General features: G+C 64.3%; 23 protein-coding genes. 9 read left to right on the top strand and 14 right to left on the bottom strand.

What is annotated here, in order from left to right:
• Positions 1–23: 23 nt before the first annotated feature.
• Positions 24–419, top strand: coding sequence for a glycine cleavage system protein GcvH (gene gcvH / locus N5D45_RS16220; RefSeq protein WP_010482723.1), 396 nt, complete (start codon positions 24–26; stop codon positions 417–419).
• Between the two features lie 292 nt (positions 420–711).
• Here gcvH and N5D45_RS16215 read toward each other — a convergent pair whose 3' ends face one another.
• The gene (locus N5D45_RS16215; RefSeq protein ID WP_125438507.1) at positions 712–1,011 is read right to left on the bottom strand and encodes a hypothetical protein; all 300 of its coding nucleotides are present in this window, start codon (positions 1,009–1,011) and stop codon (positions 712–714) included.
• 183 nt (positions 1,012–1,194) lie between these two features.
• On the opposite strand from N5D45_RS16215, the gene N5D45_RS16210 reads away from it, so the two are divergent.
• Positions 1,195–1,701, top strand: a complete 507-nt coding sequence (locus tag N5D45_RS16210) for a hypothetical protein (protein WP_279939279.1) — start codon at positions 1,195–1,197, stop codon at positions 1,699–1,701.
• 120 nt (positions 1,702–1,821) lie between these two features.
• On the opposite strand, the gene N5D45_RS16205 is transcribed toward N5D45_RS16210, so the two are convergent.
• Positions 1,822–2,715, bottom strand: a complete 894-nt coding sequence (locus N5D45_RS16205; protein ID WP_057503474.1) for a LysR family transcriptional regulator — start codon at positions 2,713–2,715, stop codon at positions 1,822–1,824.
• Positions 2,716–2,829: 114 nt separating this feature from the next.
• Here N5D45_RS16205 and N5D45_RS16200 point away from each other — a divergent pair, with 114 nt between their 5' ends.
• Positions 2,830–3,588 carry an SDR family oxidoreductase gene (locus N5D45_RS16200; protein WP_057503475.1) on the top strand — a complete coding sequence of 253 codons (759 nt, stop codon included), beginning with the start codon at positions 2,830–2,832 and terminating at the stop codon, positions 3,586–3,588.
• A gap of 141 nt (positions 3,589–3,729) precedes the next feature.
• Here N5D45_RS16200 and N5D45_RS16195 read toward each other — a convergent pair whose 3' ends face one another.
• Positions 3,730–5,127, bottom strand: coding sequence for a serine hydrolase domain-containing protein (locus N5D45_RS16195; protein ID WP_057503476.1), 1,398 nt, complete (start codon positions 5,125–5,127; stop codon positions 3,730–3,732).
• A 286-nt stretch (positions 5,128–5,413) separates the two neighbouring features.
• Between N5D45_RS16195 and N5D45_RS16190 the strand changes: the two genes are divergently transcribed.
• Positions 5,414–6,742 (top strand): MFS transporter, encoded by a 1,329-nt coding sequence (locus N5D45_RS16190; protein ID WP_057503477.1) that lies wholly within the window; start codon positions 5,414–5,416, stop codon positions 6,740–6,742.
• A 30-nt stretch (positions 6,743–6,772) separates the two neighbouring features.
• Positions 6,773–7,120 carry a DUF1304 domain-containing protein gene (locus N5D45_RS16185; protein ID WP_057503478.1) on the top strand — a complete coding sequence of 116 codons (348 nt, stop codon included), beginning with the start codon at positions 6,773–6,775 and terminating at the stop codon, positions 7,118–7,120.
• Between the two features lie 29 nt (positions 7,121–7,149).
• On the opposite strand, the gene N5D45_RS16180 is transcribed toward N5D45_RS16185, so the two are convergent.
• The 4 genes from N5D45_RS16180 to N5D45_RS16165 form a co-directional block, all read right to left on the bottom strand.
• The gene (locus N5D45_RS16180) at positions 7,150–7,524 is read right to left on the bottom strand and encodes a hypothetical protein (protein WP_279939278.1); all 375 of its coding nucleotides are present in this window, start codon (positions 7,522–7,524) and stop codon (positions 7,150–7,152) included.
• 27 nt (positions 7,525–7,551) lie between these two features.
• On the bottom strand, positions 7,552–8,031 hold the full coding sequence (locus N5D45_RS16175; protein ID WP_057503480.1) for a hotdog fold domain-containing protein: 480 nt from the start codon (positions 8,029–8,031) through the stop codon (positions 7,552–7,554).
• A gap of 75 nt (positions 8,032–8,106) precedes the next feature.
• A complete protein-coding gene (locus N5D45_RS16170) occupies positions 8,107–10,584 on the bottom strand; it encodes an acyl-CoA dehydrogenase (protein WP_043399155.1) in 2,478 nt (825 codons plus the stop codon).
• Positions 10,581–11,498: an alpha/beta hydrolase gene (locus tag N5D45_RS16165; protein WP_043399152.1), complete on the bottom strand. Its 918-nt coding sequence runs from the start codon at positions 11,496–11,498 to the stop codon at positions 10,581–10,583. The genes N5D45_RS16170 and N5D45_RS16165 overlap by 4 nt, the downstream gene beginning before the upstream one ends.
• A gap of 141 nt (positions 11,499–11,639) precedes the next feature.
• On the opposite strand from N5D45_RS16165, the gene N5D45_RS16160 reads away from it, so the two are divergent.
• The 3 genes from N5D45_RS16160 (at position 11,640) to N5D45_RS16150 (ending at position 14,338) form a co-directional block, all read left to right on the top strand.
• The gene (locus tag N5D45_RS16160) at positions 11,640–12,242 is read left to right on the top strand and encodes a TetR/AcrR family transcriptional regulator (protein ID WP_006464233.1); all 603 of its coding nucleotides are present in this window, start codon (positions 11,640–11,642) and stop codon (positions 12,240–12,242) included.
• Between the two features lie 103 nt (positions 12,243–12,345).
• A complete protein-coding gene (locus N5D45_RS16155) occupies positions 12,346–13,665 on the top strand; it encodes a hypothetical protein (RefSeq protein ID WP_057503482.1) in 1,320 nt (439 codons plus the stop codon).
• Positions 13,666–13,699: 34 nt separating this feature from the next.
• Positions 13,700–14,338 (top strand): 2OG-Fe(II) oxygenase, encoded by a 639-nt coding sequence (locus tag N5D45_RS16150; RefSeq protein WP_049481843.1) that lies wholly within the window; start codon positions 13,700–13,702, stop codon positions 14,336–14,338.
• A 37-nt stretch (positions 14,339–14,375) separates the two neighbouring features.
• On the opposite strand, the gene N5D45_RS16145 is transcribed toward N5D45_RS16150, so the two are convergent.
• The 7 genes from N5D45_RS16145 to N5D45_RS16115 form a co-directional block, all read right to left on the bottom strand.
• Entirely contained in the window at positions 14,376–14,915 is a 540-nt protein-coding gene (locus N5D45_RS16145) for a GNAT family N-acetyltransferase (RefSeq protein ID WP_053092030.1), read from the bottom strand.
• A gap of 32 nt (positions 14,916–14,947) precedes the next feature.
• Positions 14,948–16,237 carry a putative 2OG-Fe(II) oxygenase gene (locus N5D45_RS16140; protein ID WP_082587868.1) on the bottom strand — a complete coding sequence of 430 codons (1,290 nt, stop codon included), beginning with the start codon at positions 16,235–16,237 and terminating at the stop codon, positions 14,948–14,950.
• 6 nt (positions 16,238–16,243) lie between these two features.
• The gene (locus N5D45_RS16135) at positions 16,244–18,145 is read right to left on the bottom strand and encodes a glycosyltransferase family 41 protein (protein WP_279939276.1); all 1,902 of its coding nucleotides are present in this window, start codon (positions 18,143–18,145) and stop codon (positions 16,244–16,246) included.
• Entirely contained in the window at positions 18,138–19,112 is a 975-nt protein-coding gene (locus tag N5D45_RS16130; RefSeq protein ID WP_057503485.1) for a class I SAM-dependent methyltransferase, read from the bottom strand. Before N5D45_RS16130 ends, N5D45_RS16135 begins: the two co-directional genes overlap by 8 nt.
• Before the next feature lie 139 nt (positions 19,113–19,251).
• Positions 19,252–21,903 (bottom strand): TonB-dependent receptor, encoded by a 2,652-nt coding sequence (locus tag N5D45_RS16125; RefSeq protein WP_049481850.1) that lies wholly within the window; start codon positions 21,901–21,903, stop codon positions 19,252–19,254.
• 282 nt (positions 21,904–22,185) lie between these two features.
• The gene (locus N5D45_RS16120; protein ID WP_010482736.1) at positions 22,186–23,034 is read right to left on the bottom strand and encodes a hypothetical protein; all 849 of its coding nucleotides are present in this window, start codon (positions 23,032–23,034) and stop codon (positions 22,186–22,188) included.
• Positions 23,035–23,150: 116 nt separating this feature from the next.
• On the bottom strand, positions 23,151–24,044 hold the full coding sequence (locus N5D45_RS16115) for an Hsp33 family molecular chaperone HslO (RefSeq protein WP_049410630.1): 894 nt from the start codon (positions 24,042–24,044) through the stop codon (positions 23,151–23,153).
• 77 nt (positions 24,045–24,121) lie between these two features.
• Between N5D45_RS16115 and mtgA the strand changes: the two genes are divergently transcribed.
• Positions 24,122–24,871 carry a monofunctional biosynthetic peptidoglycan transglycosylase gene (mtgA, locus tag N5D45_RS16110; protein WP_043399149.1) on the top strand — a complete coding sequence of 250 codons (750 nt, stop codon included), beginning with the start codon at positions 24,122–24,124 and terminating at the stop codon, positions 24,869–24,871.
• Positions 24,872–24,918: the final 47 nt, after the last annotated feature.

The following is a 24,918-nucleotide window of genomic DNA, read 5'->3' as shown; positions in this document are numbered from 1 at the left end:
CTGCATATCTCTGGAGCAGTCCCATGAGCGAGATCCCCGGCGACCTCAAGTTCCTCAAGTCCCATGAGTGGGCCCGTGTCGAAGGCAATGGCCGTGTCACCGTCGGTATTTCCGACCACGCCCAAGGCCTGCTGGGTGACCTGGTCTACGTCGAACTGCCGGAAGTCGGTGCCGACGCCAAGGCTGGCGAGCAGATCGCCGTTGTCGAGTCGGTGAAGGCCGCCTCGGACGTCTACAGCCCGATCAGCGGCAAGGTCGTCGAGGTCAACTCGGCGCTGTCCGACAAGCCGGAAACCATCAATGAAGATGCCTACGGCGAAGGCTGGATGTTCGTGGTCGAACTGACCAACGCCGAAGAGCTCAACGAACTGCTGGATCCGGACGCGTATGCCGAAGCCCTGGAAAACGACGACCACTGAGTCGTCACTTCCGGGTTCTGGAACGGCCACCTTCGGGTGGCCGTTTTTGTTTTGGCGAGTGCGTCGGACTCATGACGGCGGGTTCGCTTTGCACCCTCGGCGTGGCATCAGCCGACAGACGAACGGTGCCGATCGGCGTGCGCAGTTTTGCGCAAATCCGCGTTTCCGCCCTGCGCCGAAGCGATCAGATGTGAAAACTTTTCGCCCCCCGTTGCGGCCCCGTTGTGCTGGCGTTGGCGACGGTGCCGGTGACCATCGGCGATGCACGTGCGCTGTTGTCCAGAACATGTGCCTATCTGCGCAGAGTGCTTATTTCAAGTGTTTTTTGTTCAGAGAGCGCATCGACGTCGTCGCATGCGACGCGCGTGCGCGCCGCTTCAATGGTCGTTGCAGGGCGCGCACGGCGGTGGCGCGGGCGGCGTCCGGGCTGGCGCGGATGTGAAAATTTTTCGCGGGGGTTGTTGACAGTAAAAAAAACCGTGATTAGGTTTCGCCTCAGCAGACCTTGCCTGCCCAACCGAGTGCGCAGAATCAATCGTCCGATGCGAAGCAGCCCCTTCAAGACCACCGCGACCCTGATGACGGTGGACATGGCCCCGCTTCCCCCGGAGAAATGCAAGGCAACTCCCGTTCCGATGTCCGCTCCGCCGATCGAGGCGGGCATTGCCGCATCCGTAACGGCGCGCCTGACGCGCCGGCGGTCCCCGCACGCAGCATCCGCGGGTTTGATCCAACTGGGCGTTTCAACTCCCTATCACTGACGAGGAGCCATCCCATGGCAACCAAGAAAGCTGCGAAGAAGAAGCCCGCCGCCAAGAAAGCGGTGAAGAAGGTCGCGAAGAAGGCTGCTGCCAAGAAGGCAGTGAAGAAGGTCGCGAAGAAGGCGACCGCCAAGAAGGCAGTGAAGAAGGCGGCGAAGAAGGTCGCCAAGAAGGCCACTGCGAAGAAGGCGGCGAAGAAGGTAGCCAAGAAGTCCACTGCCAAGAAGGCCGTCAAGAAGACCGCCAAGAAGGCCGTCAAGAAGGTAGCCAAGAAGGCCACCAAGAAGACTGCCAAGAAGGCAACGGCCCGCAAGCCGGCCAAGAAGGTCGCGAAGAAGGCGACTGCCAAGAAGGCCGTCAAGAAGACCGCCAAGAAGGCAGTAAAGAAGACCGCGAAGAAGGCCACCAAGAAGGCTGCCCCGAAGAAGGCAGCGAAGAAGGTTGCCAAGCGCAAGCCGGCCGCCCGCAAGAAGAAGGCCGCTCCGGTCGCTCTGCCGGCAACCCCGGCGCCGCTGATCTAAGTACTTCCCGATAGCCGTATCCTGAAACCCCCTTCCCTGGCTGCCCAGCGGGGAGGGGGTTTTTTTATGGAGCGGTTTGTAGCGTCGGGCCATGCCCGACGGCTTTTCTGACGGACGACGCTAGCGGTGCGGCGCCGGTGGAAAGCGCTCCGCCAGGAAGTCCAGGAAGCTGCGCAGGCGGGTCGAGTGGTAGCGATCGTGGGCGTAGACCACGTGCATCGGCCGACCGGTCTGGCCATGCTCCGGGAACAGCTGCACCAGGCGTCCGGCGTCGACGTCGGCAGCCAGCAGCAGTGCCGACTGCAGCACGATGCCCAGCCCATGCAGCGCCGCCGTGCGCAGTGCTTCGCCGTTGTTGATCTGCAGCCGGCCGTCGGGCACACGCTCAAGCCCGCCAGCATCGACCTGCAGCCACTGCGCCAGTGCGCTGGGTTCGAAGGACAGGCATTGGTGCCGGGCAAGCGCCTGCAGGTCGGAGGGCGTACCGTGCCGGGCGAGGTATCCGGGCGATGCGCACATCATCAAGCGATACGGTGCCAGCGCACGCGCCACCAGCATGCTGCTGTCGGCCAGCGTGCCGATGCGCAGCGCCGCTTCGAAACCCTCCTCGGCGAGGTCGACCACGCGGTCGGTCAGCGTGGCTTCGACCCGGACCTCCGGATGGCGCGCCATGTACTCGGCCAGTGCCGGTACCAGCGCATGCGTGCCGAAGATCACCGGCGCACTGATGCGCAGCGTACCCGCCGGTGCCAGCTGCTGGTGCTGCGCCTGCGCATCGGTTTCTTCCACCAGGCGCAGGATCTCCCGGCAGCGGGTGTAGTAGTCCTCGCCGAAGGGCGTCATATGCTGGCGCCGGGTGGTACGGCTCAACAACTGCATGCCCAACCGTGCCTCCAATGCGCGCAGATGCTTGCCGGCCATCGTCGCGGAGATATCCATCGCCGCCGCCGCTGCACTGAGGCTGCCCTTGTCCACGATCAGCACGTAGACCTGCATGCTTTCCAGCACGTTCATCTGACACTCCGGGTGTTGAATGCTGAAACCTGCGCGGAGTTTATCAATCAGGGGTGATCAAACAGCATGTCGTGCAAGGGCTGGATTGGCCGGCCACGTGGACAGGAGAACACCATGGACTTGAATCTTGCAGGCCGTACCGCATTGGTCACGGGGGCGGGCAGTGGCATCGGTGCCGCCGTCGCCAGGCATCTGGCGGCCCAGGGCGTGCGCGTCGCCATCACGTCGCGGCAGCGCGCGCCCCTGCAGGCGCTGGCGGCGCGGATCGAAGCCGAAGGCGGCGCGGCACCGGTCATCGTGGTCGGCGATGTCACCGTCGCCGACGACGTCCGGTCCATCGCGGAGGCATCCCGGGAGGCATTGCAGCGCGTGGACATCCTGGTCAATGCCGCAGGGGGCTCCCGGCCGACCACGGCGGATGCCGATGACGAGGTCTGGGAGGAAGCGATCGCCCTGAACTTCTCCGCCGCACGACGGCTGACCCAGGCGCTGTTGCCCGGCATGCAGGCGCAGGCATGGGGGCGGGTGATCAATTTCAGCGGTTCGATGGAGCCACGTTCGGTGAATGCCGCCACCGCGGCGAAGGCGGCGCTGCATCTGTGGAGCAAGGGGTTGTCGTCGGAGGTGGCCGGGCAGGGCATTACGGTGAATGCGATTGCACCGGGGCGCATCAACAGCCCGCAGATTCTTGATCGCCTGCATCCCACCGAGGAAAGCCGGCGCGAGTTCATTGCACGCAACATTCCGATCGGGCGCTTCGGCGAGCCGGACGAAGTGGCGCCGCTGGTGGCCTTCCTGGCTTCGCCGCTGGCCGGCTACATCACCGGTGTGGTGATTCCGGTGGATGGCGGCATGCACTACTTCGCGCACTAGCGCTGCGGAGCTGTAGAGCCGAGCCCATGCTCGGCTGCCTCGCGCCAGAATTCCGCTCAGCCGAGCACGGCTCGGCGCTACACAACAACAAAAAGGGCAGCCCTCAGGCCGCCCTTCATGTTTACGGTCGAGCCCGCCTGATCAGCGCGGGGACGCCACCGCGCGGTTGCTCGAGGCACCCTTGCCCTTGCGCTTGTCCTGCTGCGCCGGGCTTGCGCCCTCGGCCATCAGGTTGTCGCTGCCGAAGTCGGTGTCCACATCCAGCCAGCGCTGCGCAGGCAGGCCGAGCGCGGAATCGAGCACGGTCGGCAGCAGGCCGCTGGGCAGGCTGCTTTCGCCATTCCACATGATGGCGATGCCGAGATCGCGTTCCGGCACCAGCGCGACCAGGCCGCGATAGCCCTGCACGGCACCGGCATGGAACACCACGTCGTGGCCGGCGTAGTCGAAGGTGCGCCAGCCCAGGGCGTAGCCGGCCGAGTGCAGGCGCTCGCGGCGCCAGCCCGAACGCATCTCGCCGGGGGTGCTGATCAGGCTCGAATGCAGCGTGGCCAGCAGCGGTGCCGGCAGCACGTCCGGGCGGTGGCCGGTGTGGGCCAGCAGCCATTGCGCCATGTCGCTGGCGCTGGCGTTGACGCCGGCCGCCGGGGCGACGCGGTAGTAGGTCGGCTTCGGTGTCAGCGACACCCAGCCATTGCGGCTGCGCACGTGCGGACGCGCCCAGCGCGAGCTGGCCTGGATGCCAGCCAGGCCAAGGCTGGCATCGTTCATGCCCAGCGGCTTGAAGATGCGGCGCTCGACCGACTGCTCGTAGAAGCTGCCGGAGGCGGCATAGACGACGTCGCCGATCAGGCTGAAGGCCACGTTCTGGTAGGCGTAGCAGTCGCCCGGCAGGCACTTCAGGCTGGTGTTGGCCAGCTTCTGGGTCAGCGAGTAGTACTCGGCGTTGCCTTCGATGTCGCGGTCGTAGGCGTTGTAGGGCAGGCCGACGCGATGGCTGAGCACGTCGGCCACGGTCAGGCGATCGGTCGCTTCCGGCGAGTTCAGGCGGAAGCCCGGCACATAGTCGGTGACCTTGCTGTCCCAGCGCAGCGTGCCGTCGTTGACCAGCAGGCCGGCCATGGTGCCGGCGAAGGCCTTGGACAGCGAGGCCAGGCGGAACACGGTGTGGGCATCGACCGGCAGCGGGTTGTTGACGTCGGTAACGCCATAGCCGCGCGCGCTGAGGATGCGCCCGCCCTGCACGATGGCCACCGCCATGCCCGGCACGCGCTCGCCATAGGTAAGCTGCTGCGCCATCGATTCGATATTGGCCACGTTGAAGCCGGCCGCCGGCAGCTGCACCTGCGGCACCAGGCCGGTGCGGTAGGCGGCGGGCTGCGTGTGGGCGACGGCGGTGGCGGCGGATTCGATGTTGGCCGGCATCGGCGGCAATGGCGGCGGGGTCTGCGCGGTGGTGGACAAGGCAACGGGCATCAACATGCCCAGCAAACCGGTGGCCGCCGAACGGATCGGACGACGCAGGCTGTTCTTTTTCATCGTGGAGACCCGTGCGCGACTGCTGATGGCGATTCTAGCGCCGCTTTTCCCTTGTGCACAAACAAAGCGAAGATGAATGCGCATCTCGTTGAAAAAGTTGGAATTTTGACGCCCTGAAGGCATGTATCGGAACGTGTCGTATGGGTGGGGCCGTGACACTGCGTTGCAGCCTTCTGCGTGGCTGCTGCTGGCGATGTTGCAGTGCATTGGCTAACGTACGCGCTTCACCGCCCCCGGAGCCTGCCATGCCGCTGTCCAACCGCCGTCTTCTGGCGAGGGACGCCGCGTGAGCGCGGTGAAGGGCAAGGGGCCGCTGCGTGGGCTGACGGTGGCACTGCGTGAGTCGCCGGCGCTGTGGTGGTCGTTCCTGTACTTCTTCTGCCTGCTCAGTGGCTACTACGTGCTGCGCCCGGTGCGTGAGGCGATGGCTGCCTCGGCTGACCTGGAGACCGTGTTTCCGCCGATGCTGATCGCCTGGTTTGCCAGCCATGGCATCGCGCTGAAGGACTTCGTCCTGCAGTTCCTGTTCTCCTGCGTGTTCGTGATCATGCTGGTACTGCAGCCGGTGTACGGCTGGCTGGTCAGCCGCTTCCCGCGGCGGGTGTTCCTGCCGGCGGTGTATGGGTTCTTCATCGTCACTCTGCTGGGCTTCTACGTACTGTTCGATAGCGGTGTGCCAGGCCGCGGGATGGCGTTCTTTTTCTGGATCACCGTCTTCAACCTGTTCGCGGTGGCGGTGTTCTGGAGCTTCATGGCCGATGTGTTTTCCAACGCGCAGGCACGTGCCTTCTACGGTTACATCGGCGCGGCCGGCACCGTCGGTGCCTTCCTTGGTCCGGTCATCACCAGTGCGCTGGTGCAGCGCGTGGGCATTGCCAATCTGATGCTGGTCTCGGCAGGCTTTCTCGCCATCTGCCTGTTGAGCATCTGGCGGCTGCGGCACTGGGCGGTGCTGCGTGAGCAGGAGCAGCAGCTGGTATCCGGCGAGCAGCCGATGGGCGGCAGCGTGCTGGACGGCCTGAAACTGATCGTGCGTGAGCCGTTGCTGCGCTGGCTGGCGATCATGGTGGTTTTCGGTGTGGGCGTGGGCACCCTGCTGTACAACCAGCAGGCCAGTATCGTGCGTGCAGCGTTCAACGATGCAGGCGCTGCCACGGCCTTCTTCTCGCGTATCGATCTGGCGGTGAACGCACTGGCGCTGCTGATGCAGCTGGGCCTGACCCGCTGGCTGCTGTCGCGCCACGGCATCGCGCCGGCCCTGTTGATCCCTGGCTTTGCGATCCTGATCGGCTTCTCGGTGCTTGCCGCTTCACCCATGCCGTTGATGGTGGCCGTGGTGCAGGTGATGACCCGCGCCAGCGAGTTCGCATTGGCCAAGCCGGCACGTGAAACCATCTATACCCGCGTGGACCGGCAGTGGCGTTACAAGGCCGGCGCGGCCATCGATACGGTGGTGTACCGCGGCGCGGACCTGAGCTTTGCGTGGGTGCACAAGGGCTTGTCGCTGTTTGGTTCACATGTGGTGTTCATCGGTGGCGTGGTGGTTGCCGCGTGCATGACCGCCGCCGCGTTTGGTGTACTGCGCGAAGAAAAAAAGCTGCCGCGCGACCGCTGATCCCGTCCAGTCATTTCGAGGAGAGAAACCATGTCGCTGATCGCGCTGCTGCTGACCGTGCTGGTCGCGGTGCTGCACCTGTACTTCCTGGTGCTGGAGATGTTCCTGTGGACCCGTCCGCTGGGCTTGAAGACGTTCCGCAACACGCCGGAGAAGGCGGAGACCACGCGCGTGCTGGCGGCCAACCAGGGCCTGTACAACGGCTTCCTGGCGGCGGGCATCGTGGTGGGGCTGGTGATGGCGCAGCCGGTGCTGGTGACGTTCTCGTTGGGCTGCGTGGTAGTGGCGGGGGCCTATGGCGCATGGAGCGTAAGCCCGCGCATATTCATGATCCAGGCCGTACCGGCGATCCTGGCACTGGTGTTGCGAGTGCTCTGAAGTGGGCGCGTGCTGGCAAGCGCCATCGCTCAGCGGCTGATGGCGCGCATGAAGCCCAGCCACATTGGCACGGCATGCAGCGCCGCACCCAGCACGAACAGGCCTGTCAGCAGGTGTACGCGCCAGTCGTTGATACGCAGGAAGACGAATTGTTCAAGCGTGCGGCCCACCCAGAACACCGCCATGAAGCCCAGCAGGACCACCCCCAGACGAGTGTCGACCAGGTCCGGGGCAAAGATCAGCCCCATTCCCAGGAACACATAGATCACGCGCAGATTCAGGATCTGCATGATCGCGCGATTGGCCATGCCGAGCTGGGCGAGCTCGCGTTTCCAGCCGAACAGCCGCCAGAACGCCAGATGGAAGGCGGCAAACCCCAGGCTGTGAATGCCTGCCAGGCGCACCAGCAGTTCAGTGGTCGTCATGGTTGATCAGCCTGTGCGCGGAGGGCGTGGCGATACCCACATCGCGATGGTCGCATGGAACACCTCGGTCCCTGCCGCATCGGTCACGCTGACCTTCACCGGCAGGTCGTAGCCGTCCGCAGCACTGACGATGGACAACACTGGCGTCGCCACGGCCTTCAACGTGCCCAAGGCCTTGGCCTGGTATTTCACGTCCATGCCCTTGGGGATCCAGCGCATGTCTGCCGGCAGGCTGGCGTCCACCATCAGCCCGGCGGTCAGCTCGGCCAGGTTGCACATCGCGATCGCATGCACCGTGCCGATGTGGTTGCGCACCTTGCGGCGATCGGCCAGCGTGCCTTCGCAGCGGCCGTGTTCCAGGCGGGTGATGCGCGGTGCGATGCTGGCGAAGTAGGGCGCCTTGAAGCAGACCGCGCGCGAGAACAGCCAGTTGCCGGCGGGCCAGCGCTGCAGGCGGCGGTAGAGCGAAAGCAGGGGCGTGGACATGAGCGGTTTCCGGTCGGCGGATAGAACGACGGCGGGCCGAGGCCCGCCGTCGAAGGCAACGCGTGTCGCGGGCGATCAGGCCGCCTGCGAATGCGGATCCTTGTGCTGGCGGTCGTAGTAGCTGGCCGCGCGCAGCTCGTGGGTGTCGAAATCGTCCACGGTGATGGTGTCCAGGGTCAGCGTGCGCAGCTCTTCCAGCAGGCTGCGCTCGTCCTGGGTGATCACGCCCTCGGCCACGGCTTCGTCCAGCTGGGCCTTGAAGTCCAGCGCTTCGATGCCCTTGCTCTTCAGCGCCTTGAGGAACTTGCGCTCCACCGGCTCGGCCATGATCGCCTTGCTCAGGTAGCTGTTGATGCGGCCACCCGGGTTGTTCTCGCACGGGGTCAGGAACACGCCGCTGGCCAGACGATCACGCGCTTCGTTCGGCGCCATCAGCAGGGCGGCGACGCGGCGGCTCAGACGGTCGCCCGGAGCCTCGGCACGACGGCCCAGCGGGAAGATCAGCGCCCACATCAGCCAGCCGATCGGACGGATCGGGAAGTTGCGCAGCGCGGCCGACAGCGATTCCTCGATCTTGTGCACGCTGTCATGGAAGGCCCAGGCCAGCAGCGGCTGGTCGGCCTGCGGTGCGCCTTCGTCGTGGTAGCGCTTGAGCATGGCGCTGGTCATGTAGACGTGGCTCAGCACATCGCCCAGGCGGCCTGACAGCGATTCCTTGAACTTCAGCTTGCCGCCGAGGGTCATCATCGAGATGTCGGCCATCAGCGCCAGGTTGGCCGAGTAACGGTCCAGCTTGCGGAAGTAGCGGCGGGTATAGGCGTCGCCCGGGGCGGCGCCGAAGCGCGCGCCGGTCAGGCCGAACCAGAACGAACGCACGGCATTGGAGATACCGAAGCGGATGTGGCCGAACAGGCTGCGGTCGAACTCCTGCAGGCCGGCACGGGTGTCCGGATCCTGCGCGGCCTTCATTTCCTTCAGCACCCACGGGTGGCAGAGGATCGCACCCTGGCCGAAGATCAGCAGGCTGCGGGTCATGATGTTGGCGCCTTCCACGGTGATCGCGATCGGCGCGGCCTGCCAGCTGCGGCCGGCGAAGTTGCGCGGCCCCAGGATGATGCCCTTGCCGCCGATCACGTCCATCATGTCCGAGATCACCTCGCGGCTCATGTTGGTGCAGTGGTACTTGGCGATCGCCGACGGCACCGACGGCACGTCACCACGGTCGACCGCCGCGGCGGTGGCCTGCGACAGCGCGCTGATCTTGTAGGCCTTGCCGCCGATGCGGGCCAGCGCTTCTTCCACGCCCTCGAAGCGGCCGACCGACAGGCCGAACTGCTTGCGGATGCGTGCGTAGGCGCCGGTGACGGCGGCACCGGCCTTGGCACCGCCACTGGCGGTGGACGGCAGCGTGATCGAGCGGCCCACGGCCAGGCACTCGTTGAGCATGTTCCAGCCCTTGCCGGCCATGGCTGCGCCACCGATCAGCTGGGTCAGCGGAATGAACACGTCCTTGCCGCGGATCGGACCGTTCTGGAAGGTCGAGTTCAGCGGGAAGTGGCGACGGCCGATTTCAACACCAGCGGTGTCGCGCGGCAGCAGGCCCAGGGTGATGCCGATGTCGCGGGTATCGCCGATCAGGCCATCCGGGTCGTACATGCGGAAGGCCAGGCCGATCAGCGATGCGACCGGCGCCAGGGTGATGTAGCGCTTGTCGAAGGTCAGCTTGACGCCGAGCACCTGCTCGCCGTTCCACTCGCCCTTGCAGACGATGCCGTAGTCCGGAATGGAGGTGGCGTCGGAACCGGCGAACGGACCGGTCAGGCCGAAGCAGGGCACCTCGCGACCATCGGCCAGGCGCGGCAGGTACTGGTCCTTCTGTTCCTGGGTGCCGTAATGCACCAGCAGTTCACCCGGGCCCAGCGAGTTCGGCACGCCGACGGTGGAGCTGACCACCGAAGACACCGAGGCCAGCTTCTGGATCACCTTGTGGTGGGCCAGTGCGGAGAAGCCCAGGCCGCCGTATTCCTTCGGGATGATCATGCCGAAGAACTTGTTCTTCTTGATGAAGGCCCACAGCTCCGGCGGCAGGTCGGCATGGACGTGGGTGATTTCCCAGTCGTTGACCATGGTGCACAGCTCTTCCACCGGGCCATCAAGGAAGGCCTGTTCTTCGGCGGTCAGCTGCGGCTTGGGATAGTTGAGCAGGATGTTCCAGTCCGGATCACCGGTGAACAGCTCGCCCTCGAAGCCGACCGAGCCGGTTTCCAGCGCGATGCGCTCGGTCTGCGACAGCGGCGGCAGCACCTTGCGGAACACCTTCATCATCGGGCCGGTCAGCAGCGGCTTGCGGATGAACGGCAGCAGCAGCGGCACGGCGATGACGGCAAGCACGGCGGCCGCGACGATCGTGGCGGTCTGGTTGACGTAGGGAATGAACCAGCAGGCGGCCAGCAGGGCCACGCTGATCAGCGTCCAGGTAACCAGCCGCATGCGGTGGTAGGCGACGAACGCGCCTGCCAGCAGCAGGGCGAGGAAGGGAAGAACGATGCTCATGAGCGTGCTCCGGTGACGTGCTCGTTTGTGGCGGACGAAGCCGCAGCGTCTGCTGCGGGCAACACGTCCAGATAGTCCAACACAGTAGCGGTAAAGGCGTCGTTGTCATCGCCGGCGACCATGTGCGTGGCCTGCGGCAGCTGTACATGGCGCGCGTGCGGCGCCAACGCCAGGAATTCGGCCACGGTCTGCGGCGTGACCAGGTCGCTGCGGCCGCCGCTGACCAGCAGCAGCGGGCACTTCACCTGCCGCGCGGCCTCGGCCAGTGCATCCTGGTGCTGCTCGCTGTCGCGGGCCAGTTCGGCCACCAGTCGCGGATCCCAGTGCCAGCGCCAGCGGCCATGGCCGTCCTCGCGCAGCAGGGCGCGCAGCGACTGCTCGGATTTGCGCGGGCGGTGCGGCATGTAGGCCGAGATCACGTCGGCGGCCTGGGTGAGCGAGGCGAAGCCGTCGGGATGGGCGGTCATGAAGGCCAGGATGCGTTCAACACCGGCGGTATCCCAACGCGGGGTGATGTCGACCAGCACCATCGCCGAGAACAGGCCTGGCCAGCGCGATTCGGCCAGCAGGCCGAACAGGCCGCCCATCGAGGCTGCGACCAGCACCGGCGGGCGCGGCTGCTCGCCGGCCAGCACGATCAGGTCATCGGCGAACTGTTCGCCGTGGTAGGGCAGGTCGGCGGCATTCCAGTCCGAATCGCCGTGGCCGCGTGCGTCATAAGCCAGGGTCTGCAGGCCGGCTGCAGACAGGGCACGCGCGGTGGCATTCCAAGCATGACGGGTCTGGCCGAAGCCGTGCGCGAACAGCACCCGGCCACGGCGACCGTGGTCGCTGGCAGTGGCGGCGAGGCGGGCGCCATGGGCCGCCTCCAGGCGCAGGTCATGGAACGCAGCGGGAGTAGGGGACGTAACCATACTTGCTAGTATGGATCGCCTGTGAGGGAAGTCAATACTGCATCGTATGGTGCAGTGCGACAGGCCTGCAGGAGAGGCCTTTGACGGTTTCGACCGCAACGGCGTACTGCAACGAACCCCGGCGTATGGTTAAATCAGCCCATGAATCAACCTGACGCTTCCGCCGGCGAACCGCGCGCCGGCCGCAACAGCCGCCTGAGTGCCGAGGACTGGGCCCAGGCGGCCCTCGACCTGATTGCTGAACAAGGCGTAGGCGCCGTTGCGGTGGAACCGCTGGCGCGGCGACTCGGCGTGACCAAGGGCAGTTTCTATTGGCATTTCCCCTCGCGTGACGCCTTGTTGCAGGCCGCGCTGGAACGCTGGGAACTGTTCGAACAGGAACAGGTGTTCGGCAGCCTGGAAGACGTACCGGATCCGCGCGTGCGCCTGCGCCAGCTGTTCCAGATGGTGGCGCATGAAGTGCAGCCGCACATCATCTACAGCGAGCTGCTGAAGGCATTGGACCATCCGATGGTGCGGCCGGTGATCGACCGCGTGTCGCAGCGCCGCCTCGACTATCTGATCGCCTCGTTCCGCCAGGCAGGGCTCAGCTCGACCGATGCACGCCATCGCGCACGCCTGGCCTACGCCGCCTATGTCGGCTTCCTGCAGCTGTCCCTGCAGCTGCAGCAGCCCAAGCAGGCGCGCGAGGATTTCGAAGCCTATGTCGAGCATCTCATCGAGACGCTGATTCCGAACGGTTGAAGTTGAAAGCCTGCGGCCGATAGCCGGCTGCCCGTCGCTTGACAGCAAGTGCTGGATGATTGAATGTTCAGGATGCCTTCACGGATCTCGGGCGAGGACAGGGATGTTCCACGGAATCAATCAGCAGGCATTGCCGGCCTTCCAATCGTTGCCCGGCACCATGGCATACGCAGAGATACAGCGACGCCTCGAGGCCTTCCGGATCGCCTTGAATGCACCTCGGATGCGCTTTTCCGCGCATCCGTTGTTGTTTGATCGCAACGACTACGAGCAACTGGTTGACGGCTTGCAGCTGGTTGCATCCGGCCTGCAGCGCGTGGTCGACGAAGCATTGCGCCGGCATGCGCGTAGTGACCTTCTTCAGCTAATGGGGGTCGACCCTGCATGGGCACCCTTGGTGGACTGGGAGCAGCTTCGCAGCGGCCAACATCGCGTGATGCGTGCCGATCTGTTGCCTTGCGCCGATGGCATGCGGATATGCGAGCTCAATTTCTCCGCAGCGGTGGGTGGCTTCGAATTGTTCGAACACTATCGAGCGTTCGCCGACGTGCTTGGCTGGGACGCAGAGGGTAGTCAGGCGGTACCGGTAAACAATCTTGCCAGCATGTACGCGCGAAGCATCGTGCGTGAGGGCTACCTTAGCCTCCATCTGCTCGACTGGAGCACGCACTCGGCAATGGGTTATCCCAGTGGCGATCTCAGCCAGCAGTGGTTGCGGCGTTCTCTGCCTGGACTGGACATTTCGGTGCATGATGAACGTAGTTGGCGCCATGCGCGGCGCTCGGGCATGGATATGAGCAGGACACTGGTCCATCGTCGCTTTACCTATGACGACGTGCTTTCTGATCACGATGTGTACCTGGACATCCTCGACAGCGGTGCGAGGTTCTCCAATGGCCTTGAAGCCGAACTGCTGATGAGCAAGGCATGGCTGGCATTGCTGTGGGATGAGGGCTACCGGCAGGTACTGACGCCGATGGAATGGGGGGCAGTACAGCGCTGGGTGGTGCCCACGCATTTCGTCACTGTCGACGATGTAGCCGCATTGAACGAATCCGACAGCAACATCGTGTTCAAGAAAAAGTACGGCTACGGCGGGCAGGATGTCGTTCCCTCCGGTAGCGCCGCCGCTGCCCTGTTGGCGCGCCGGTTGAGCACATCTGGAGCTGGCGACTGGGTCCAGCAGCCGATGCTCGATGTTCCGGAACTGGTCCATCTGGACGATCGCGACCTTGGCTTGGCGCCTCACCGTACAGTGGTGGGCGTGTACTTGCATGAGGGCGCGGCCAGCGGTTGCGTCGTGCGATCAGCGGTTGGCAATCGGGTTGTCAATGCCAGCAGCGGCGCCAGCATCGGCTGGGCACCGGTACTGAACCCCGATGAGCGCGGCGCATTCCTGGAGAAATTTTCTGCCTTGGCTTGATTGATTGCTTTCCCAAACGAAAGGAGGACGCTGCATGAGTATGGTATTGGAAGCCTCGCAACTTTCCCGCTACGCGGATGAGTTGAAAACGACCGGCAGTACGTTGATCCCGATGGGCGTTGTGTTTGACGCCTCGACATTGAAAGAGCTTGAAAGGCTCCAGTCGTTGCTGCCTGAAGAGGCCGTCACGCAGGGCGACGCAGGCGACACGCACGACATCTACGTGCGTCGCATCATGGTTGATCGGCAAGGCGAGGTTCCGCAGGTGGTCAATCGCCCGCACGCAGACCAGATCCTGGGGATCCTCAACCGGGAGGAGTGCCGGAACGCGATTGCAGAACTGTTCCAGTCACAGGATGCCTTCCATATCCGTCGGGCACAGATGAACCGCATGACGGCGGGTTCCTTCATCGGCCTGCATCTGGATGCTGCCAGCAATCCGGACTATGACTACTCGATGATCATCCAGTTGGGGCACGATTTCGCAGGCGGTGATTTTGTCGTCCACGACGATGCCGGTGCGCGCCATGCCTATGCGGCGACCTACGGCACGGTGCTGCTTACGACCTGCAAGTTGCGGCACGAGGTCGCACGGGTGACGGCCGGCGAGCGCAATGCGCTGGTCTATTTCTATTCGCGGCACGATGGCGCCAATCGTCGCCACGACGCCTGACGTTGCCCGTCATCCGGCGTCTGTTGCCGGAACTACATCATGAAGTGAGCGTCGTGAGGCTGGAGGTGCGTGTGAGCACTGCGAATGGATTGCCTTCAAAATCCATTTCCTCGACGATGCTATAGCCGACGGCGTTGGCCAACGCCAGCGCCGATCGGTTGCGGAGATCGGTAATCGCTGAAGTGGCTTCGATCCGAGCAACGCGATCCATCCATTCCAGCACGCCGGCAGTGGCCTCCTGGGCGATGCCGCGTCCCCAGCCACGACGCGACAACGTGCAGCCGAATTCAGGCAGGCCGGCGGCCTCTCCAGGCAGGTCACGCAGGGTAAGGGCAAAGCCGAGCTCTCCGTAGAATCTTCCATCGTTGCGATGGCGGATGGTCCAGTAGCCGTATCCAAGCATTGCCCAATGGCCTGCATATCGCAGTATGCGAAGCCAGGTCTCGTGCCGGCTGAAAGGGTGGTCGCGGATCATGCGCAGGACCGCCGGGTCTGACCACATGCTGGTGCAGTCATCGAGGTCATCCCGGCAGTGGGGCTGCAGAATGAGGCGTTCCGTAACTATTCGACGTTCCATGTGAAATGCCTCAGCGGATGAAAGGGACTTGTTCACAGCGACGCTGGCAGCAGGTCGAATGCCAGACTGATGCGCGGTCGCGTTCCGTGGTACGGCGTTGTGTGATGGAGGAACCAGGAGGGGAAGAGAAGCATGTCGCCGCTGCGGGCCACATGACGATGCGCGTGCGGTTCGCCCGCTGTGTCGATGTCCCTGGGGGCATGCCCAAACACGAGATCCCCGTCTCCCCTGGCAGAGTTGCCGGCATCGAGGTAAAGCACCCCACTGATGCGGCCGGCGGGATGCAGGTGTGGATCCTGATGTCCTCCATCGCCATGCAGCACCGTTGCCCAGGCCTGCAGCGTCCATCGTGAAGGCAGGCTCAGTCGCCAGGCGTCGAGAGGGGCGTCGAGCAGGCTTCCGCGCAGTTGCAGCAGATAATCGTGGAGTGCGTTGCTCACCTGCTGGCCGAATTCGTGGAATGGGCTTGCTGGCGCCAGGTCGAGCATCGCACTTTGAAGGCCGCCAAGAGTGGTTTTGCCCGCAGGCTCCCAGCGTAATGACGGCAACTGCAGCACCGCATCGATCAACGCTGTGGTGTCCAGATCGGTCCTGATCTGCCGCAGCAGGAGCGGGTAGTCCATCAAGCCGAGGGCATCCTGCAGTTTCAGAGCGCATGCGGACAGATAGCGCCCGGCCCAGCAGCGCTGGTCGTGGGGATGTTCTGAAAGAAGGGTCAGGAAACGTGCATGAGCCGACGCCGCATCACCGCCGCGCAGCAGGGCAATGGCCCAGTCTGCGGCCAGATCGGTGTTTCCGGGAGAGCCCTGTGCAAGCCGGTGGAACAGATCCAGTGCCAGAGCATGTTGACCCGCTCCGCTGAGAGCGTTGGCCAGGCTGTGCTGGATGCGAGCGTCAGCAGGCGACTGCGTTGCAGCTCGTTGCAGCCAAGGCAATGCGGCCGCGTGATTGCCACGCCGCAACAGGACAACACCGATGTTGGCGACAGCCGACGTTTCATCTGGCGCGACCTTCACGATGCGCTGGAAGTCCTCCTCTGCGGCGGTCAGGTCGTCATCATGGGCCAGCAGCGCTGCGCGACGTCGCAAGGCTGGCAGAAAGCGCGGCTCAAGGCTGAGTACCCGATCAAGCTGCTGCTTCGCGTGTTTCCAGTCGCCAATTTCGATCAGCAGCAGCGCCAATTGGAATGCCAGCCTGGGATGGGTTTGCGCAAGCTGCTCATCCTGCAGGCGAAGCAGCGCCCGGTCCTTCTCGCCGGCTAGAAACAACATGGCGATCTCGCGCTCCAGTTCCACATCAGGGATATGGTCCAGTGTTTCCATGGGTGTTCACTCCCCCAGCAGGTCTTGATAAAGCGCTTGAAGATCGGTAGCCGCACGTGCTGCCGAATGCAACGCACTGTCCTTGTTGCGGACGGTGACCCGCTGGCGGAGTTCTGAAAGCGCAGCCGGGTTACGGAGCAGTGTCACTGCGCGCCGCACATAATCATGGTGTCCGTTGCAGATCAGTTCGGGCATTCCCAGTTGCCTGTTCACACTGCTCCCCAGTCGCGAAAGCGGCAGCTCTCCGGGGCAGGTCAGTAGTGGCAACCCTGCCGATGCTGCATCAATCGCAGTCGCACCGGCCTGGTAATTGAATGCATCAAGGAACAGATCGCATGACGCCATGCATTCCAGGTATTGCTCGGCCGGCATCGGCGACAGCAGGCGAAGCCGGTCGCGGTCTCCCCCGAGCAGGTCCCACGATTGCAGGAATCCGCGGTGTGCCTGTGGTGCCAGGCAGACCAGCAAGAGTGCATCAGGCGCCTCGCGCAGGATCTGCGTCCAGCACTCCAGCAGCGATCTGCTCAGTTTATGGCTGCTATTGAAGCTGGCTGCTACCGGTGATGCATGGGGTAGCTTCCAGCGCGCACGGTCTCGTCCAGGCGGAGAGTGGGGCTCTGCTGCTGGAAACACGCTGCCAGCCAGGCGAAGTACCCGGTCGGAAAACGGCCATGAGGTGTCTGCCGGTGCCAGGCTGTGGTCGAGGATGATGCCATCAAGCCATGGCGATTGTTGTCCGGAGAGGTAGCCCAGCCATCCCAGTTGCATGCGCGCTGGTCGATATGCCAGAGCTCCAGGCCGACCTCCATACGTTGGGCCGTTGAGATCGATGAGAATATCCAGATCCGCTTCGTGCAGTCGCTTTGCCAGCTCAGCGTCGCTCAGCGCGCCAACGTGCTCGATGTGTTCTGCGCCGTTGATGGACGCCGGCTGCCGGCCGGAATCGTACACATGCACTTCGAACCGGCTCCGATCATGCGCTGCGAAGAATCCGTGCAACAGGGTGCCCACGGTGTGGTGGTGCAGGTCACTGGAAAGGTAGCCGATTCTTGGGCGGCCGTGCCGACGGGCAGCCGCCCGTGGCAACGGTTGCCGGCCGGCCTGGATCGATGCGGCCGCATGATCCAGCAGCTGCCTGTGCAGGTCGTTGCCCAATGGCAGCGTCGCGAAGGTGAATGGTTGCGGTACGTCGTCGGCTGTGGGCGTGGTCACGCGCAACTGTGCAATGAGCCGCGCCACGATCCGGTCCGTGGCATCGAACTCGCACAGCTGTGCATGGACATGCGCGAGCCAGCACATTACGTCCATACGTGCGGGCTGCAGCGTGTGAAGTTGCGCCAGTACGTCACGTGCGGATTCCCACCGGCCGAGGTGCTGAAGGCACTGAGCGATGTTGATGAGCTCCATGGGAAGTTGGGCGGCTACAACTTCATAGCTCTTGATCGCCTCCTCGTACCTGCCCGTTTCCTGCAGGGCGAGACCCAGCAGGTGGTGGGCCTCAAGAAGGGTGGGATCCAGCGCGAGCGCGCGTTGGAGGCTGTCGACAGCAGCCATTTGTTGGCCCGTGCGTTGCTGGAGGTCACCAAGCAGCATCCATTGCCATGCTTGCGGTTCTGCCGTCGTGATTGCCTGGCGTGCGGGTTCAAGCGCCTCTCCCGCACGATGGCTGTCACGCAGGCAGATCGCAAGAGGGGCGCGTGCCGGTTGCCAGGCGGTGGACGCGGGATGGATCTGCTGGAACAGTACTGCGGCTTCTTGTGCGTGGCCGAGTTGCATGATGCAAAGCGCTGCGTCGTAGCGAAGAACATCGTCAGACGGATCCAGCAGCAGTGCTCGCCTGTAGTGCGGGAGGGCATCATCCAGCCGAGCTGCATGGTGATAACGGCGAGCCTCAGCGGCCTCATTCACGTACTGCCTCCAACGCCCAGCCCATGTTTACCCCGCGATACATCAGAGGTTCAAATCCTGAATTCATGCCTTGGGCACCCAATGCGGCCGCCAGGCGCTTCATCTCGTCCTCGCTTCGGGTCGCCCGCATGAGCTCCTGCAGGCGAGCGGCTTCCTCTGCAAGCAGGGCACGACCACTCTGAAGTCGCCGCAGGGCGGTCGATGGATCCTGCGCGGCGGGGCCCAGCGCGTCCTGCAGAATGCCGACGCTCCGGCCCAGGACCGGCAGATCCCGCTCCGCCAGGGCACGGTCGACAAGCGCGCCTGCCGCCTCGTTGAAAGCCAGGCGGGATTGCTCCGCAGTTCTGCTCCCCGAAAGAAAGGAGGGGCCACTGGCCTTGGCCGCGTACAGTTCCTTGATCACTTGTTCAGCCCGATCAAAGATGCCGTCGCTCCGCAGTACATCGGCGATGGCTTGGGCTTGGCGCGATGAGATGCGCGAGATTTCGCTGTTCGTGCTGTGCAGGATCCACGCGATTCGCCCTCCAGGCCCGATCAGCCGGGAAAACTCCTGAAGTGCTGGGCCCTGAGCTGCATACTCGAATGCATACTGCGATGCCAGAAGGTCCACACTACCGTCTGCCAGCGGAATGGCGTGCATCGGCGTACGAGGCAGGAAGGTGATTCCGGAGAAAAGCTCTCTGCCATTGGCGACATTCGAGCGGGGGTCGACATCGGCCAGGTCGGTGCCCACCACTTGAAGATCGGGGCGGAACCGATGGATCAAGAGGGCGATGGCGCCGTTGCCGGTGCCAACGTCAAGCACACGCGCGCCTTGTGGCAGAACCGCGGCATTGCGCTCCCAGAAGAGACGCAGTTCGCCATCGTAGTTTCCTTCGATGCCGTGACTGCACGAATGAAGCACGCCGGTGCGCCAGAGCTGGGTCCAGTGCGCTGCCTGCGGGAAGGAGTGGGGATCTGCGCTCATTGCGGCGCTTCCGTCATGCATTGTGGCGGGGCCCGGTGCACAGGTTATGCACATCATGGGAAGTTGACGCAGCTGCAAGACTGCCCAAAAGCAGCGACCCGCACAAGCGGGTCGCTGCACTACTGCTGACAGGCGTGGATCAGAAGTTCTGTTCGTAACGCATGTACGGGGTACGGCCCCAGATGTTGTACAGGCTGTTGTCGTAGTACGGGAAGGAGTTCAGTGAATCGTTGAACGGCGGCAGCTTGTTGCCGACATTGCGGACGCCCAGAGTCACCTTGCCCTTCCACGGCGCATTCCAGGTCAACTGCAGATCATTGGTGATCCAGCTCGGCAGGCGCGTGTCTTCCGAACCGCTCTTGCCGATGTAGTTGGTGATCGCCGCAATGCTGACGTCGCCGTAGCTCCAGCCCAGGGTGAACTGCGCGCGATCCTTCGGATAGCCGCCGGTGCCCAGCAGTTCAACCTTGTCGTTGATGATCGAGGTTTCGGTGAATTCGATCTGGTGGGCCCAATTCAGCCTTGCCATCAGGTCGCCGTAGGTGCCCAGGCTCTGGCGGAAGTTCAACTCGGCGTCGATACCACGGACCTTCTTCGAAGCACCGTTGTCGATCGGCAGCTTGATCTGGAACGGGATACCCGGCAGTACTGCGCCATTCGGTGCAGTGATGTCCGGACCACGATCAACGCCATAGCCGGGCTGGCCTGCGTCACCGTAGCGCCATGCCAGCGGACGCGGCACCGAAGTGATCACGTTGTCGATCTGCACATCGTAGTAGTCGACTGCCATCGACAGTGCTTCGGTCGGGCTGAACACGAAGCCGACGTTCCAGTTCTTCGATTCCTCCGGCTTCAGATTGCGGTTCGAGGAAACCAGCCACTGGTACTGGCTGCTGGTGCTGCAGGGATCAACCGGGTACGGCTGGTAACCGGTATTGCCGGTCGAAGCGCGGACGGCGGACAAGGCCTTGCATGCGAGTTCGTCGCCGCCGTTGTGGCCGATCGCACTCAGCACCGGGCTGTTCAGGTTGGTCGTGGAGTTGGAGCCGTACATGTCATCCAGGGTCGGAGCACGGAAGCCCTTGCCCCAGGAGCCACGAACCAGCAGCGAGTCGATCGGACGGAACTCCAGCGATACGCGCGGCGAGAACTTGCTGCCCAGATCGTTGTAGCTGTCATAGCGGCCGGCCACAGTGGCGGTCAGGCTGCTGAACAGCGGGATCAGGGTTTCGAAGTAGCCTGCGTAGTAGGAGCGCTCACCACCCGTACCTGCACCTGCCGAGCCGAACACGTTGCCTGCGGCGCTCTGTGCGTCGTAGGCCATGGACAGGCGGTCATCGCGGTACTCGAAGCCGGTCACGAAGCTGACGGCGCCGGCGGGCATCTGGAACAGGTCGAAGGAGATGTTGCCGTCGGCCGAGACCGTGCGCTGTTCCGATTCCACGTACACGGTGTGTGCGATCTTCGGAGCCGCAGCGGCCACGCTCGGATGGGTGGGATCGAACGGGTTGTACTCGCCCGAATCAACCATGTCCTGCAGGATGCTGCCGATGCCGTAGTTGTAGTTCACCGAGCTCTGGCGGACACGTCCATGGCCAACACCGACTTCCCAGTCGGCGCCGCCGAACAGGTCCAGCGTACCGCGCAGGCCGAAGTTGAAATCGCGATAGGTATCGCGACGGACGGCATCACGCGTACCCAGCGGGGTGAACCGGTAGGACAGCACGCCGTCCTCGCCAAACGGATTGAATGGATTGTTGGCTGCGATGGTCAGCGGACGGCCGCCGCCGGCGTTGTCGACCGGGGCCGACGCATAAACGCCAACGCTCTTGGTATCCGACGCAATTGCACGGAAGAAGAACGAGGTGTTGTCGGTCAGCTGGTAGTTGCCGTTCAGCAGCAGCGAGTCACGCGACATCGAGGCTTCGTTGGCCGAGGTCGCGCCGTGGTCGAAGCCGCAGCGGGTCGGGCTGATGCGGACGCTGTTCTCGAAGGTGTCGCAGTTGGCGACGCTGGCGCTGCCGGTGCGGGCGCCGGAGAAGGTCGCGCTCGAGTTGTACGGGCTGAGGCCCCAGGTCAGCCCTGCATCAGTGACGTATTTCTTGATATCACGGTTGTACATCAACTCGCGTTCCTGATGGTCGATCACGAACGTCAGGTTGCCACGGTCGGAGCTGATGCCACCGGACAGGCTGCCGGTGCGACCGGCCGGGCCGATTTCAGGATTTTCATAGCCGACGCTGAAGCCCAGGCCTTCATAATCCTTACGCAGGATCACGTTGACCACGCCGCCGATGGCATCCGAACCGTACACTGCACCTGCGCCTTCGCGCAGGATTTCAATGCGCTCGACGGCGGCCGTCGGAATCAGGTTGATGTTCTGCGCACCGCCACCGAGGGTCGGCGAGGACGTCATGCGACGGCCGTCCAGCAGGACCAGCGTGTACTCAGAGCCGAGGCCGCGCAGACTGATGGTGGCTGCGGAACCGGTTGCCGAGCCCGACGACTCACGGGTGGAACCGAACGAGTTGTAGATGTTGTTGCGGAGGAAGTCCGCGACCGAGATTTCGCCGGAGGTTTCGATGTCCTGGCGGGAAATCACGCTGACCGGGCTGGGGCCTTCAACATCCGTGCGCTTGATGCGCGAACCGGTTACTTCAATACGGTCGAGCTGGGTCGTACCCGCCTGCCCTGACTTCCCTTCCTGGGCACTGGCGGTAGCCGCCGTACCGGCACTTGCGATCAGCGCGAGGACAACTGCATCGCGCAGCTTGCTGGTCTTGCTGTTCATTGGCTCTCTCTCCAAGGATTCTTGGTGGTGCTGCTGAGTGCTTCACGCGGGAGGCGAAAGGCGCCACCAAAACACGTGAAGCTGAGCCGATACTAACTGCCCTTTTCCAATAATTAAAGGGCTGTTAATGACTTGTGTGAAATAGATGAAGGCAGGCCTCGGACTGGCCTCGTGCCGCAGCCGCAATGCCTGGTGTGACGGGCGTTCAGCGCGTTGACCCAACGACTCGCAGCCGTTGGGCCTGGCGACCATGCGGGGCCGTATGCTGCGCCGCGGCTGGAGTTACAGGTCCTGTTCGTAACGCACGTACGGCACGGTGCCGTCGTCGTTGCTTTCATTGCGTGGGGAGAACGGATTCTTGCCGCGGCTGATCACGTTCTCGGCGCCAACGGTAAGCTGGCCGGACCACGGGGTACGCCAGGTCAGGCCGATGCCCAGGCCTTCCCACTTGCCGGGCTTGCCCGGTACGTCGATCACGCGGCCGATGATGCTGCCGGTGAAGTTGCCATAGCCGGCGCCGATGCTCAGGCTCTTGCTGTCCCAGCGGTCGACGATGGACGGCGCGGCGTCGGCCAGCGGTACCAGGCGGGCCTTGGCGTAGGTACCGGCAATCGAGACAAAACCCTCGCGGCCGATGTTCTTCTGCGCGAATACGGTCAGGTCGTTCTGCTCGGCGCGCAGCGAGGGTGTCTTGTTCGGGCCTGACAGCCACGCCGGCAGCGTTTCACGGCCGGTGCCCGCGGTGATGCCGAGGCGGCTGTTGCCGCGGTTCAGCGCGGCGGTGCCGGTGAAGCGGCGGCTGTTGAGGTCGTCGTCGTCACCCAGGCTGGCCAGCATGCAGTGACTGGCCAGGCCGCTCATGCTGGTCCCGCTGCTGCTGTTGCAGAGCAGGCCCAGTGAATCGCCGGAGGACAGGCCGAAGGCCGCATCCAGCGAGTTGCGGCCGAAGTGCCAGCGGGCGCCGGCGGCCTGTTCACCCGTGGGCTCCAGGTACAGCAGGGCCTCGACCTTGCCGCTGCCCTTGTTCCACACCGGCAGCACGGTCCGGGTGTCCTTGCTCTGCGCGTGCACGCCCGTGATCGCGCCAAGGGCGATCAGCAGGGCCAGCGGTAGACGCAGGAAGGTACGCATCGGACCAGTTCAGACAGGGACGGACAACGGAAGTTCCCGCAGAGACGGGAACTTGATCCTAGGGTGTTTATGAATTCTTAACAAGCCTTGATCCCCCCAGATGCAAGACAAGCCGTTTACTGAAGCCGTTCAGGCGCCGGTACAGTCCCCTCGGCACCGTGGAACAGTATGCCGAACTCCGTCAAAGGAAAGTGATACTCCCGCCCGCAGAATTCGCAACGGACCTCGACGGCGCCGGTGTCCGCGGCCGCGGCACGGGCCTCGTCTTCGCCCAGCGACTGCAGCATCGATGCGACCCGCTCGCGGGAACAGGAGCAGGCGAAGGACAGCGGCTTGTCGCCCATCAGTTCCGGCTTCTCTTCGTGGAACAGGCGGTGCAGCAGCTGCTCGGCCGGGGTCGCCAGCAGCTCGGCCTTGCCCAGGGTCTCGAACAGGGCGCTGGCACGCGCCCAGCCGTCCTCGTCACCCTCGTCGCCCGGCAGCTTCTGCAGCAGCAGGCCGGCGGCGCCTTTGCGGTCGGCCGCCAGCAGCAGGCGGGTCGGCAGCTGTTCGGACTGGCGGAAGTAGTCCTCGAAGGCCTCGTCCAGCTCCGGCGCGGTCAGCGCGACCAGGCTCTGGTAGCGCTGCGGCTCGCGTGGGTCCAGGCCCGGGTTCTCGATGGTGATCGCGAGGAGGGCGTCATCACCCAGGCGGGACAGGTCGCGCGGCGCATCGGCGCCCTCGCTGAGCTGGGCGATGCCGCGCAGGGTACCGGCGGCGGTGCACTCGGCGAACAGGGTGCGCAGGGCGGTGCTGCTGCGCAGCTGGATCGAGAGGCGGCCATCGATCTTGGTGTGGCCGGTGAACAGCGCCGAGGCCACGCAGGCCTCGCCGAGCAGTTCGGCGGCGGTATCCGGGTACTCGGCGTGGGACAGAATCTCCTGCCAGGTGGCCTGCAGGCGCACGTGGACGCCACGGACGCCAGCATCGGGAAGCAGGAAGCGGATCAGGGAATCGGGGTTGGCGGTCATCGGCTCACATCGCGCGTAAACGAGGGCGGTTGCCGGATAATGCGCCGACAACCAGATAGAAGAAGGATGCACCAGTAATGGGGGCAGGGGGAGAGCAGCACAAGGTGGAGGCCATCGCGGAAGTCCCGCGCCGCAGGCGCTGGCGCTGGAAACGGCTGCTCTGGCTGCCGCTGCTGCTGGCCGCTTTCAGCTGCCTGCAGGTGCTGGTGCTGCGGTTCATCGACCCGCCGGTATCCACGGTCATGCTGTGGCGCTATGGCGAGGCCTTGGGCGAGGCCGACTGGTCCTATCGCCTGCACTACCAGTGGCGCGACCTGGACCAGATGGCAGCGAGCCTGCCGATCTCGCTGGTGGCCGCAGAGGACCAGCGCTTTCCCGACCACAACGGCTTTGACCTGCAGGCCATCGAGAAGGCCCGCGACCACAACGCCAAGGGCGGGCGCCTGCGGGGGGCCAGCACGATCAGCCAGCAGGTCGCCAAGAACCTGTTCCTCTGGCAGGGCCGCAGCTGGGTGCGCAAGGGCCTGGAAGTCTGGTACACGGTGCTGATCGAAGCACTGTGGCCGAAGGAACGCATCCTGGAGATGTACGCCAACATCGCCGAGTTCGGCGATGGCGTATATGGCGCGCAGGCAGCGGCACAGACGTTCTGGGGCAAGGACGCGGCCCGGTTGAGTCCGGCCGAGAGTGCGCGGCTGGCGGCGGTGTTGCCGGCACCGCGACGCTACAACGCGGCCAAGCCAGGGCCGTACGTGCAGCGGCGCGCGGCATGGATCCAGCGCCAGGCACGACAGCTGGGCGGCGCGTCCTATCTGTCGGAGGACTGAGGCGGGCGCGCTGCGATCGGCAGGCGGCGGGTCGTGTGCGCGCCGGC

The organism is Stenotrophomonas sp. GD03819, assembly GCF_029841665.1.
In the GTDB taxonomy this organism is placed as follows: Bacteria; Pseudomonadota; Gammaproteobacteria; order Xanthomonadales; family Xanthomonadaceae; genus Stenotrophomonas; species Stenotrophomonas geniculata.
This window is presented reverse-complemented; position numbering and strand designations above follow the sequence as displayed.